Here is a 12,837-nt window from a genome sequence, read left to right on the forward strand (position 1 = left end):
ATTTTAAAGACCAAATACTTTGAAAATCTAAAATATTATTAATCAATTACATTCTTTCTAGTACCGTATTTAGACGTGGTTGGTTTTTCCTGAAATTCTGGACTTTTTTCAACCTTTGGATTTTGTCTTGGCTTGAATCCACTCGGAGTATCTGGGTTTTCGGGATCTCTTACAACATGGGACTGAGCAGTATTTTCCCTTGGTCTTCGATTAGGCTTTTGTTCAGTTTTAGGTTGATTTGATTTTTTATATCCTGAAGAGCTAGATTTTTTTTCCTTTTTGAAATCTCCTCTAGAATTTGAGCTACTTGAAGCCGAGTAGCTCGGGCCAGACTCAAAGCCTTCTGGTAAAGGGACTTTTTCTATTTCCATTCCAATCAACTTTTCAATGTTATTGAATTTGAATTTATCCTTCTCATTGATAAAAGTAATCGCTTCTCCTTTGCTATCTGCTCGGGCAGTTCTACCCACTCTGTGCACATAATCTTCTGGATCATTTGGCGTGTCAAAGTTGATCACCAATTCGATTCCTACCACATCAATCCCTCGAGAAATGATATCCGTTCCTACCAAGATTCTCAAGTTTCTATTCTTGAACCTTGACATGATCTGTTCTCTTTCAACCTGCTCTAAATCAGAATGAAAAGCCTCTACTTCAAAATCCTTTTTCAAGACTTTAAACAGACTCTTCACCTTATCTTTTGTAGATGCAAAAATGATCACAGCTTCATAATCTTTCTGTCTCAGGATATGCTTGACAAGATCTTCTTTTTGCGTATCATAAGCCAAGTATGCAGTCTGAGTCACTCCTTCTGCTGTCTTACCTAATGACAAACTTATCTCTTCAGGATTATTCAAAAGCTTCTTGGAAAATTGTCTGATTTTTGGAGGCATGGTAGCCGAGAAAAGAATCGTCTGTCTGTTCTTTGGTAAGTAATTCACGATTGTCAGCAAATCATCTGAGAACCCCATATCGAGCATTCTATCAGCTTCATCTAGGATCAAATGCTGTAAGCTGTCCAAATTGATTTTTCCACCTGCTAATAATGCAATCAACCTTCCTGGCGTAGCGACAACAATCTCCGCTCCTTGCTCAAGAGCACGTTTTTGCTGCTCCCATACCAATCCGTCACCGCCACCATAGATAGGGATCGAACTAATCCCTAAAAAATAAGCGAAGCCTTGGATCTGTTGATCAATTTGAATGGCCAATTCACGAGTTGGTGCCAAAACCAAGGTATTCAGCTTATTTTCGCCTGACTTAGCTATTTTATTCAAAACAGGCAAAATAAAAGCTGCTGTTTTCCCAGTTCCAGTTTGGGCACATGCAATGATATCTCTTCCCTCCAAAATAATGGGAATTGCCATCTCTTGTACTGGGGTAGGTTTTTCGAAACCCATAGCATCTAGACCTTCTTGTAAAGACGCTTCAAAATTAAAACTATTGAAATTCAAAATTGTGATGATTTTAAGTATATAAATAAGCCCATGCAATCAATCCAAATTGCAATGGAAGTCGGAGCAGTAATGCCCATTTTGGAATGCCTTTCGCTCCTTTTTGATACATATAAAGATTTGCAGGAAATACCGCTATCAATAAAATGATTATCCCAAAAGCTGCATAAGTCCTTGTTTGTGCAAACAACAAACCTAAACCAAAAAGAATCTCAAAGGCACCAGCCAACAAATTCATTAATTTTGGATTGGGTATATAAGGCGGGATGATGCGGAGATACATCTTTGGTTTTAGAAAATGCATCACTCCAGCTAAAACATATAATCCACTCATTAAATAAAGAAAAAATGAATACATGTAGAATTGTTCTGCTATTTGGTGATCAATGTATATATTGAGACTAAATGTATCACAATACTCTCACATTAGCAATTATCACTCCCAAAACCCTATAAATAAGCTTGTATGAAACAGATATTTACACTTCTATTCTGCTTTTGTATTTTTTCAAATTCCTTTTCTCAAACCCAGAAACCACAATTACACGGTAAACATTGGATGGCAATCACTGGAAAACCACTTGGAGCAACTGCAGGTGCAACCACCTTTGCCAAAGGCGGAAATGCCGTTGATGCAGCTTGTGCTATGCTCGGTGCTGTCTGTACCATGTGGGATGTGCTGAGTTGGGGCGGAGAAACACAAGCGCTCATCTACAATCCAAACACAGGAAAAGTCATTGCCATCAATGCCATGGGGTATGCTCCAACAGACGCTACTCCAGAATTTTTCAAAGAAAAAGACATGAACTATCCACCTGAATTCGGGCCACTTGCAGCAACCACGCCTGGCACACCAGGAGGATTAATGACCATGTTGGCAGAATACGGAACGATGTCATTGGCGGAAGTTTTGGCTCCTGCTATGGAAATGGCCAAAGGCTATCCAATCGAAGCACAAGCAGCCAATAGCATCGAAGCGCAAAAAAATAGAATCAAAGATTGGCCTTATTCCAAGAAAGTATTTTTACCCCATCTAGGAGAAGAAAGAGAAGCCCCATACCCTGGAGAAGTGTTTGTTCAGGAAGATTTGTATCAAACCTTATCAAAATTAGTAGAAACTGAAAAAGAAGCCTTAGCTGCTGGGAAAAGTAGAAAAGAAGCTATTTATGCAGCTTACGAGAGATTCTATAAAGGTGATATTGCAAAAGAGATCGTACGAGGTACCAGAGAACAAGGTGGTTTATTCACTGAACAGGATTTGGCCAATTGGAAAGTAAAAATTGAAGAACCATTATCTGTAAACTACAAGGGAATCGATGTTTATAAATTGCAGGAATGGACCCAAGGTCCGGCATTGCTACAATCATTGAACATATTAGAAAACTTTGACTTGAAGTCAATGGGATATAATTCTGCTAATTACATCAACACAGTTTATCAGGCCATGAGCTTGGCATTTTCTGATAGGGACTTTTATTATGGAGATCCAGATTTTGGACCTAAGAGCCCAATGAATGGCTTGCTTTCAAAAGCTTACGCCAAAGAAAGAGCAAAATTGATCACAGAAAATAATGATCCCAAAATCGGCCCGGGTGATCCGTATCCATTCCAAGGTGAAAGCAATCCTTTTATGAATTTGCTCAAAACCAGAAATGATGTTTTGGCTTATGACAGACCTGAGCTACCCATCCAAGGTTTAGATGATCCATTTTTGGAGCATTTCCTAAAAGGTACCACCACTATCCAAGCCGCGGATGAGGAAGGTTGGGTGGTTTCCATCACACCTTCAGGTGGTTGGATTCCTGCTGTGATTGCAGGAAATACTGGAGTTGGCTTAAGCCAAAGGATGCAAAGCTTTGTTTTGGATGAAAAATTGAACCCCTTCAATGTCCTTGAACCCAATAAAAGACCTCGCGTAACGCTGACACCAAGCATGGCACTGAAAGACGGAAAACCATTTCTTTCCTTTGCGGTTCAAGGCGGAGATACTCAGGATCAAGATTTGCTGCAAATGTTCTTGAATATCGTTGAATTTGACATGACTGTTCAGGAAGCTGCTGAAGCTGCAAATATCCACAGTTATCAGATGCAATCATCTTTCGGCGCCCATGAAAGCAAACCCGGTTCCATCACCCTCAACACCGAAGTCCCATCTTGGGTACGCAACAATTTGAAAAAAAGAGGTTACAAAATGGATTTCCAAAACCGAACTTCCGGGCCACTCAATGCCATTTGGTTTGACTGGAAACACGGTACCTTCTGGGGCGGCTCCAGCAATCATGGGGAAGATTATGGAATTGCCTGGTAGGTTTTAGGTGATCAAGTGATTAGGGAATTAGTTGATTAGGTTTAAAAGTTTGGAAGACGCTTGAGGAATGGCGTCTTTCAATTTTTTTTTGGATCTGAGAATTATAAGATTTTAAAATTGAAAAATTCATCATTGGTCATATCGAACAAAGTGAGATATCTCCTTTAAGTCGATATGACTTCAAAGTATCAATTACATTTCTCATAAATCTAAAATCTACGCTCTAAAATCTAAAATCATTCTTAAATCTGCGAAATCCGCGGAATCTGCGTGCTCCCCTCTTCGGGCTTCCGAAACAATCTTCTATATTTGCAAATTCAAAAAAACAAAACGATTACAATGAACAACTTTATCGAAGAATTGCGCTGGAGAGGAATGCTTCAGGACATGACACCAGAAATCGAAGAACACCTGAATAAAGGAATGGCTTCTGCATATCTGGGTTTCGATCCTACTGCGGATTCTTTGCATATCGGGCATTTGGTGGGTGTGATGACACTTTTACACTTCCAAAAAGCTGGTCACAAACCTTTTGCACTTGTCGGTGGCGCTACAGGAATGATTGGTGATCCTAGCTTCAAATCTGCCGAAAGGAATCTTTTGGACAAAGCCACACTCGATCACAATATCGCTTCTATCAAAACCCAATTGGGTAAATTTTTGGATTTCAATCAAGGTTCTGAAAACAAAGCTGAACTAGTAAACAACCATGATTGGATGGCTGAATTCTCTTTCTTAGATTTTATCAGAGAGGTTGGAAAGCACATCACGGTTAATTACATGATGGCGAAGGATTCTGTGAAAAGGAGACTTGAAGATGGAAATGGATTATCATTTACAGAGTTTACTTATCAGTTGATCCAAGGATATGACTTTTACCATCTTTGGAAAAATAACAATGTAAGCATCCAACTAGGTGGTTCCGATCAGTGGGGAAATATCGTCACTGGAACAGAGATGATCCGAAGAATGGGTGGTGGCTCAGCTTATGCTTTGACTGTCCCTTTGATTACCAAAGCTGATGGAACGAAATTCGGTAAAACTGAAGGAGGTTCTGTATGGCTTGACCCTGAGAAAACATCTCCTTATGCTTTCTACCAATTTTGGCTGAATGTATCAGATGAAGATGCATCCAAGTACATTAGAATTTTCACGACGCTGGATCAAAATACGGTAGAGCATTTGGAAAAAGAGCATCAGGAAGCGCCACATTTGAGAGCTTTGCAAAAGGAAATAGCCAAGCAAGTGACAATTATGGTTCACAGCGAGCAGGATTATGAAATGGCATTGAAGGCCTCTTCCATCCTATTTGGTAAATCATCTACTGAAGATTTAGCATCTTTGGATGAAAGAACATTCTTGCAGGTTTTCGATGGTGTACCTCAAGTTCAAATTTCAAAAGCTGAATATGATGCTACAGGAAATGTTTTGGATTTGTTGGCCGAAAAAGCTGGCAATGCGATTTTCCCTTCCAAAGGTGAAGGTAGAAAAATGATCCAAGGTGGAGGTGTAAGCATCAATAAAGAGAAAATCATGGATCCGAATGCTGCTGTTGAAGCTAATCTTTTGCAGAATAAGTACCTACTGATCCAAAAAGGAAAGAAAAACTACTACATCATCGAAGTAAATTGATAAATAGAATTCAATGATTTCTTTCATTGATATAAAAAACAAAACAGGCAATTAGGGTCTTCCTTTTTGCTTGTTTTATTTTTGGACATAATCTTGATTTTTACATTAAAAATCTTTCAAATTTTTTACTCCTCATTTCCATCTGTTTAAGAATCACGATTAGTTTTTAGATTAAATTTTTGAATTATGTTTAATATATTTGAATATAATTCAATAAAAAGAATATCATGGGAGCACAAGAGAGAACACAGAGAGAAAAAGCGATATTAGAGTCTGCAATCAAACTTTTTAACGAAAAAGGCTATCATGCCACAAAGATGGACGAAGTTGCTAAGGGGGCTAAAATTTCCAAAGGACTGACCTATTTTTACTTCAAAAATAAAGAAGATCTCTACATGGCTGTTACCCGAAAAGCTTTTGAAGGATTGAAGGATGTATTTCGAGATGTGTTCAGAACAAAAAATAAAAATGGACTTCAAATGCTTGTTGATTTGGTCCAAAAATACTTGGACTACAGTCAGGAAAACAGAATGTATTATCAAGCCATCTTGAATTTTATGGGTATGTTAAATTTGTACAACAATCTTGAATTAAGAAAATCTATTGATCCATTAATATTAGAAAGCGAACATTTTCAAAAACTACTTGACATTCATCATGATTGTGGGAAATTCGGAATTCAGATGGTTTCCTTGGGTATCAAAGATGGCAGTATCAGACCTGAATTACAGCCAGAAATTACTTTTTATACCATTTGGAGTATGCTTATCGGCTATGAAAGACTGAGTGGACCTGTGAATTATGAAAACAAAGAAATCAAGATCCACATTGATAATTGGAAGCCAGGATTTATTCGTTTGATGCAAGATATGCTAAAAGGAAGCATCCAAGCTTCCCGTCCAAATGTGGTTCAGGGAAGTCTCTTTTAACAAATTTCATTTATGGAAAATCAAGATTTTCAAATAGTACCTTATACTGATAATCTAAGAAATCAACTTATTAATGTGTGGGAAAGGTCTGTTTTAGCAAAGCATTCATTTTTAAAACCCAATGATTCTGAGAATGAAATTAGATCAATTGCCTCCTCGAATCTAAAACAGCCTAGAAAGGCCTAAATATCACTATTTACGAAGCATTTTTTACATCAGTGGTTCTAACCTAGTTGAATGATTTGATATTTTTACGAATCAATAAATCAAGATTTATGAAGAAAATATACGCAATCCTTGTCTTGTTCATCTCCTTCGGATTTGTCCAAGCACAAGACACTCCAACAAAGGGGAACTATGAATTAGCTTCTCGATTTTCACCCGAAAAAGTCAGAAAAATGATTTTTTCCACCAGTGTTGATCCGCATTGGTTAAAGAAATCAGATCGATTTTGGTACACTTACGAAACTACAAATGGTAAGGAATGGTACATCGTCGATCCAGCTGCAAGAACAAAAAAATCATTCTTTGATAAGGACAAGTTAGCAGCTGAAATCACTAAAATTGTGAAAGATCCATTTGATGGTCAGCATTTGCCTATCACTAGCTTGAAGTTTCTTGAAGATGAGAACACCATCCAGTTCAAAATCAGAAGTACAAAAGACGTAGTCAAAAAAGACTGGGCAGAGATCAAAGAAAAAAACAAGAGCGCTAAAGACTCTTTAGAGAAAAAGACTTTTGTTTTCCGATATAACTTACAAAACAATCAATTGATTGAAGTTGACGATCCTGAAGAGGATGCAAAGCGTCTATCTTGGGCGAATATTGCTCCAGATTCTTCCAAAATTGTCTTTGCTAAGCATGACAATCTATTTTGGATGGATAAGGAAAATTTCCTGAAAGCTGTAAAAGACGACAAAGACAGCACTATTGTTGAAAATCAAATCACTGAAGACGGAGAAAAAGATTACAGCTATGGCGGTGGTCGTGGTGGTGACAATGTGGAAGAGGAGAAAAATAAAGACAATAGAAAAAGAGCTGGAGTAATTTGGTCAGAGGATTCTAAGCAATTTATTTTAACTCGCTCGGATGTTCGTGAGGTAAAAGATCTTTGGGTAATCCAAAATGTAAAGGACCCAAGACCTACTCTTGAAACTTATAAGTATGCCATGCCAGGCGAGAAGGAACAACCGATCACTGACTTATTGCATTATTCATTTGAATCCAAGGAAATGTCCAAATTGGATGTAGCCACTTTCAAGGATCAATCAATTGGACTTTGGACAGCTTCAAGACCTGTTGTAAATAGAGATGATGACTTTACTCCTATCGTATGGTTAGGTGATGTGAACAATTTCTATTTCTCCATCACTTCTAGAGATTTGAAGAAAATAGATATTGTAAGATGGAATATTGCAGAAGGTAAAAAGGAAGTTGTTATTGAGGAAAGAAGCAACACTTACATTGACATCATCAAGCCTGAGATTATCAACAATGGCTCTGAGATTGTACATTGGTCAGAAAGAGATGGATGGAGACATTTTTACCTTTATGGAAAAGATGGTAGCCTTATACGTCAATTAACATCTGGACCATTCCACACAGACAGAATTGGTACGATTGATGAAAAAGGAAGATTCCTTTATTTTATCGCTAATGGTAGAGAAAAGGGCGAAGACCCATATTACGAGCACATGTATAAAGTGAGCTTAAATGGTGGTGCAATCACACTTCTTAACCCAGGTGATTATAACCACAGTTCATCACCAAATGATAAAGGAACCTACTTTGTAAACAATTTTAGCAGAGTGAACACTGTTCCTATGTCATCACTTCATGACAATACAGGTAAAAAAATCATGGATTTGGAAGAAGCTGATTTGTCAAATTTATTTGCAGCAGGATACAAATTCCCTGAAACATTCAAGTTTAAAGCTGATGATGGTATCACAGATCTTTATGGTGTGATGTACAAGCCATTTGACTTTGACTCTACGAAAGTCTATCCTATTATCGAGTATGTCTACCCAGGACCACAAACAGAAGCGGTGAATAAGTCTTTTGGAAGAGGTTTTGACAGAACAGATAGATTAGCACAATTTGGTTTTGTTGTTGTCACTCTTGGGAACAGAGGAGGCCACCCTGGTAGATCAAAATGGTACCATAATTATGGTTATGGTAACCTGAGAGATTATGGTTTAGCTGACAAAAAAGCTGCTGTTGAGCAATTGGCTGACCGACATCCTTTCATTGATAGAAATAGAGTTGGTATTCATGGACATTCTGGAGGTGGATTTATGTCTACAGCTGCGATGCTCGTTTATCCTGATTTCTTCAAAGTGGCAGTTTCATCTGCAGGAAATCATGAAAACAACATCTACAATAGATGGTGGTCAGAAAAACATCATGGAGTTCAGGAATTGATTTCTCCAAAAGGTGACACTTCATTTGTTTACAAAATCGAAAAGAACCCTGATATAGCGAAAAATCTAAAAGGCAAACTACTTTTGGTAACTGGTGACGTAGATAATAACGTTCATCCTGCAAATACTATTAGAATGGCTAATGCTTTGATCAAAGCAAACAAAAGATTTGATTTTATTATCCTTCCAGGTCAAAGACATGGTTTTGGAGATATGACAGAGTATTTCTTCTGGAGAATGGGCGATTATTTTGTTCAGCACCTCCTGGGCGACAATACTCCCCCACCAACAGATATGATGGAAGTTCAGCGAGAAAAAGCTATGACTAAGTAACTAAAATACAACCACTAATAAATGAACTCTTAATCAAAAAAAACCGACCAATTAGGTCGGTTTTTTTTGTTGTATCATTCTAATTAACTTATAACTTAATTGTCTCAATAACTAATACCCAATCAACTCCTAACTAACCAAAATGATCTTCCCATTCCTTCCTGCCTTTTCATAGGCCTTTAGTGCTTCCTGAAATTCCTCCAAAGGATAGGTTGCTTCAATATCCACTTTTACCTTTTCTGAAAGTAAATGTGTAAAAATCGTTTTGAAGGCCATCTGTCTAGATTCAGCAGTCAAACTTTCCATCCAGGTTGACAACCAAAATCCTTCAACTTTCAAATTCTTAAAAATCAACAAACCAGAATTCAATGGGATATTTTCAAGGCTTAACAAGCCGAAAACAATCATTTTCCCATTTGTTCTCAGGCAAGACAATGCTCTTGCGCCAAGTACCCCTCCTACTGCATCGAAGACAACTTGCACTCCTTCACCTGTATGTTCGGCGATAACCTTTGGTAATTTTTCATTCTCGGTATTGATCACTACATCAGCTCCTAATTCTTGTAACAAGACTTTTTGATCATCTCTCCTCACTGTACAAGCTACTTTGATACCTTTTTGGCTAGCCATCTGAATTGCCAATTTGCCAAAAGCAGATGCTCCGGCAGTTATTAATAACCAATCTCCAGCTTTCAATCCACTCGTTTCGATCATCCCATAAGCTGTCAAGGGATTGACGAAAGCTTGACAGGCTACTTCATCAGACATCCCATTTGGAACCGGAATCAATAAATGTGCTGGCACAGTTACATATTCTTTCCAAGTTCCAATGGCTGTAAAAATAACTTTTGTACCTTTTTTAAATGTTCCAGCTTCGTCTTCCTCTTCTACAATTCCGGCGGCTTCAAAACCTGCTGAACTTGGTAGTTTTGGCGTAATCCCATACATTCCTCTCACAAACATGATGTCGGAGGGATTGATATTTCTTGCTGTCACTTTGATCAAAACTTCCTTAGGACCAGCTTTAGGTCGATCTGCTTCTTCTAATTTTAAAACTTCTTCTGGAAGGCCAGTGGAGTGAAATACTACTTGTTTCATCAATTATATCTTTTTACTTTTTTCAAAATTCTTACAGACTAATTTACAAAAAATACTCGGTATGCATAACATTTTTTAGAATATGCTTAGATTATAAAATGGTTTTAATTAACTTGAAGAGACTTAGTTTTTAGAAATGGAAAATCATCAAAATCTTTAATTAGCAGCATCATGGACTTATCAAACGTCTTTTCATTGGATAGCAAAATTGCTTTGATTACAGGAGCAAGTAAAGGAATTGGTTACAGTATTGCGGAAGTTTTTGCCGCTGCTGGAGCTAAAGTAGTCATCTCAAGTAGAAAACAAGATGATTTGGATCAGTTAGCTAAGATCCTTAGAAATAAAGGATACGAAGTAACAGGTATCGCCTGCAATGTCGGGAAACTTGAAGATCTCCAGAATCTGGTAGAAAAAACAGTTGAAAAATACGGTACGATCGATATTCTCGTCAATAACGCAGCTGCCAACCCTGTATTCGGACCTGTTCATGAAACAAGTTCTGACGCTTTCGATAAAATCATGAATGTCAACTTGAAAGCTCCTTTTGAATTAATGAAGTTATGTCTTCCTTATCTAAGAAATTCTTCGAATGCTTCAGTGATTAACATCAGCTCTGTTGGTGGATTATCTCCAGAGGTTGGTTTGGGAATATATTCTGTAAGCAAAGCAGCTTTGATTTCTATGTCAAAAGTTTTTGCCAAAGAATGGGGAGATTATAAAATCCGTGTCAATGTGATCTGCCCGGGGTTGATCAAAACCAAATTTTCCGAAGCACTCTGGAGCAATGAAAAAATCATGAACAGCATGATGAAAATGCTTCCCATCAAACGTGTTGGTGAACCAGAGGAAATTGGGATCATGGCACTATTTTTAGCCAGCAACAGCGCATCCTATACAACTGGAGCTGTACTAACTGCTGATGGCGGCTTTACTATTTAATTGAACAATAAACCCAAAATATACCAACATGCAAACTTCAGTTTTTGAAGCTTCAACAAAAATGACCCAGCTACTTCAACGATACGAGTATTTTTTAAAAGAACATGTCTTCCCAATCGAGATGGATGTGATCTACGGATCATTCAAAACCCATTTGCCTAAACTAAATGAATTAAGAAACATAGCAAAAAAAGAAGGCTTGTTTGCTCCACACTTATCAGTTTCTGAAGGTGGATTGGGTTTAGATTTGTTTGAATTTGCCTTTATTTCTGAACTTCTTGGAAAAAGTCCATTAGGACATTACATTTTCAATTGCCAAGCACCTGATATTGGGAATATGGAGCTAATGCATCAATTCGCAAGCGAAGAACTCAAAAACAAATATATAAAACCCTTGCAGGAAGGACAGATTAGAAGTTGCTTCGCCATGACTGAACCTCAGCATGCAGGTAGTAATCCTGTTCATTTATCCACAACAGCTGTTAAAGAAGGAGATTACTACATCATCAATGGTCACAAGTGGTTCACTTCCTCAGCGGATGGCGCAGCATTCACGATCGTGATGGCTGTCACTGATCCTGAAAATGAAAACCCATATCAAAGAGCAAGTATGATCTTGGTTCCACTGGATAATCCTGGTTATCAATTAGTAAGAAACATCCCTATCATGGGTGATGCTGGCGAAGATTACATTTCGCATGGCGAAGTGAAGTTTACAAATTGTAAAGTACCTGTGAGCAATTTGATTGGAAAAGAAGGTGCTGGATTTGCCTTAGCTCAAGAGAGGTTAGGACCAGGAAGAATTCATCACTGCATGCGTTGGATCGGAATCTGTGAAAGAGCCATGGAAATGATGTGCCGAAGAGCGATTGAGCGCGAATTAGATCCCGGAAGACCTCTCGCCTCCCAACAGACAATTCAAAATTGGATTGCAGAAAGTTATGCAGAGATCAAAGCCTCAAGATTAATGGTCTTGGACACAGCTTTCAAAATTCAGCATCAAGGAGCAAAAGCTGCCAAAGAAGATATTTCTACGATCAAATTTTATGTTTCACAGGTGTTGATGAACGTGATTGATAGAGCCATTCAAGTTCATGGTGCTTTGGGAATCACAGACGATACGATGTTATCATTTTGGTATCGACATGAACGTGGAGCGCGGATTTATGATGGTCCTGATGAAGTACATAAGTCAGTGTTGGCGAGAAAAATCATCAAATCTTACCAAGTTTAAGTTTTTTGAATTAAAGTCAAATTAGCTAAAATCAAAGGTTAACTAAGATTTAGTGAAAGTTCAATATTACCACAGGAAAAACATGACATTAGAAGACCTAAAAATAAAAATTGCTCCATTTTTAGAGGACAAACTTGCTCTCAATGCCAATAACATCAGTATTTACCAGTTCAAAGGTGGATATTCAAACCTCACCTATTTGATCAAAGCTGAAGATAAAGAGTTTGTCCTCAGAAGACCACCGCTAGGAAAAAAAATCAGCAAAGCCCATGATATGATTCGGGAGTTTAAAGTTCTAGAAGCATTACGAAAAGCAGGATATCATAAAGTACCGAAACCAATTCTATCTTGTGAGGATGAAGCGGTAATTGGATCACCATTTTTTCTTATGGAAAAAATAGATGGATTGATTTTAAGAAATCAAATCCCCAAAGGGGTAAATCTAGATTCAGTCTTTTTCCTGACTTCCGCGGTAAAATAACTGACA

Annotated in this window: 10 protein-coding genes; 7 read left to right on the forward strand and 3 right to left on the reverse strand. The window is 37.8% G+C overall.

What is annotated here, in order from left to right:
• Positions 1-38: 38 nt before the first annotated feature.
• Entirely contained in the window at positions 39-1,454 is a 1,416-nt protein-coding gene (locus BELBA_RS14655) for a DEAD/DEAH box helicase (RefSeq protein ID WP_014773467.1), read from the reverse strand.
• A gap of 13 nt (positions 1,455-1,467) precedes the next feature.
• The gene (locus BELBA_RS14660; protein WP_014773468.1) at positions 1,468-1,812 is read right to left on the reverse strand and encodes a DoxX family protein; all 345 of its coding nucleotides are present in this window, start codon (positions 1,810-1,812) and stop codon (positions 1,468-1,470) included.
• A gap of 108 nt (positions 1,813-1,920) precedes the next feature.
• On the opposite strand from BELBA_RS14660, the gene BELBA_RS14665 reads away from it, so the two are divergent.
• The 4 genes from BELBA_RS14665 to BELBA_RS14680 all read left to right on the forward strand — a co-directional run bounded on the left by BELBA_RS14665 (position 1,921) and on the right by BELBA_RS14680 (position 9,079).
• Positions 1,921-3,762 carry a gamma-glutamyltransferase family protein gene (locus BELBA_RS14665; protein WP_014773469.1) on the forward strand — a complete coding sequence of 614 codons (1,842 nt, stop codon included), beginning with the start codon at positions 1,921-1,923 and terminating at the stop codon, positions 3,760-3,762.
• Positions 3,763-4,101: 339 nt separating this feature from the next.
• Entirely contained in the window at positions 4,102-5,394 is a 1,293-nt protein-coding gene (gene tyrS, locus BELBA_RS14670) for a tyrosine--tRNA ligase (protein ID WP_014773470.1), read from the forward strand.
• 227 nt (positions 5,395-5,621) lie between these two features.
• A complete protein-coding gene (locus BELBA_RS14675) occupies positions 5,622-6,323 on the forward strand; it encodes a TetR/AcrR family transcriptional regulator (RefSeq protein WP_014773471.1) in 702 nt (233 codons plus the stop codon).
• A gap of 275 nt (positions 6,324-6,598) precedes the next feature.
• Entirely contained in the window at positions 6,599-9,079 is a 2,481-nt protein-coding gene (locus BELBA_RS14680; protein ID WP_014773473.1) for a S9 family peptidase, read from the forward strand.
• 129 nt (positions 9,080-9,208) lie between these two features.
• Here the strand turns inward: BELBA_RS14680 and BELBA_RS14685 are convergent, their stop codons facing one another.
• Positions 9,209-10,177: a zinc-dependent alcohol dehydrogenase family protein gene (locus tag BELBA_RS14685; protein ID WP_014773474.1), complete on the reverse strand. Its 969-nt coding sequence runs from the start codon at positions 10,175-10,177 to the stop codon at positions 9,209-9,211.
• 171 nt (positions 10,178-10,348) lie between these two features.
• Between BELBA_RS14685 and BELBA_RS14690 the strand changes: the two genes are divergently transcribed.
• The 3 genes from BELBA_RS14690 to BELBA_RS14700 all read left to right on the forward strand — a co-directional run bounded on the left by BELBA_RS14690 (position 10,349) and on the right by BELBA_RS14700 (position 12,831).
• Complete coding sequence (locus tag BELBA_RS14690; protein ID WP_014773475.1) at positions 10,349-11,116, forward strand: SDR family NAD(P)-dependent oxidoreductase; 768 nt, start codon at positions 10,349-10,351, stop codon at positions 11,114-11,116.
• Between the two features lie 28 nt (positions 11,117-11,144).
• Positions 11,145-12,350 carry an acyl-CoA dehydrogenase family protein gene (locus BELBA_RS14695; protein WP_014773476.1) on the forward strand — a complete coding sequence of 402 codons (1,206 nt, stop codon included), beginning with the start codon at positions 11,145-11,147 and terminating at the stop codon, positions 12,348-12,350.
• Positions 12,351-12,432: 82 nt separating this feature from the next.
• Positions 12,433-12,831 carry a phosphotransferase family protein gene (locus BELBA_RS14700; protein WP_041779400.1) on the forward strand — a complete coding sequence of 133 codons (399 nt, stop codon included), beginning with the start codon at positions 12,433-12,435 and terminating at the stop codon, positions 12,829-12,831.
• The last annotated feature ends 6 nt before the right edge of the window (positions 12,832-12,837 follow it).

The sequence above is a fragment of the Belliella baltica DSM 15883 genome, from assembly GCF_000265405.1.
Lineage (GTDB): Bacteria > Bacteroidota > Bacteroidia > Cytophagales > Cyclobacteriaceae > Belliella > Belliella baltica.

Coding starts and splice junctions, on each gene's coding strand:
- BELBA_RS14660 (WP_014773468.1), bottom strand. CDS start 1,812: ATGTATTCATTTTTTCTTTATTTAATGAGTGGATTATATGTTTTAGCT.
- BELBA_RS14665 (WP_014773469.1), top strand. CDS start 1,921: ATGAAACAGATATTTACACTTCTATTCTGCTTTTGTATTTTTTCAAAT.
- tyrS (WP_014773470.1), top strand. CDS start 4,102: ATGAACAACTTTATCGAAGAATTGCGCTGGAGAGGAATGCTTCAGGAC.
- BELBA_RS14675 (WP_014773471.1), top strand. CDS start 5,622: ATGGGAGCACAAGAGAGAACACAGAGAGAAAAAGCGATATTAGAGTCT.
- BELBA_RS14680 (WP_014773473.1), top strand. CDS start 6,599: ATGAAGAAAATATACGCAATCCTTGTCTTGTTCATCTCCTTCGGATTT.
- BELBA_RS14685 (WP_014773474.1), bottom strand. CDS start 10,177: ATGAAACAAGTAGTATTTCACTCCACTGGCCTTCCAGAAGAAGTTTTA.
- BELBA_RS14690 (WP_014773475.1), top strand. CDS start 10,349: ATGGACTTATCAAACGTCTTTTCATTGGATAGCAAAATTGCTTTGATT.
- BELBA_RS14695 (WP_014773476.1), top strand. CDS start 11,145: ATGCAAACTTCAGTTTTTGAAGCTTCAACAAAAATGACCCAGCTACTT.
- BELBA_RS14700 (WP_041779400.1), top strand. CDS start 12,433: ATGACATTAGAAGACCTAAAAATAAAAATTGCTCCATTTTTAGAGGAC.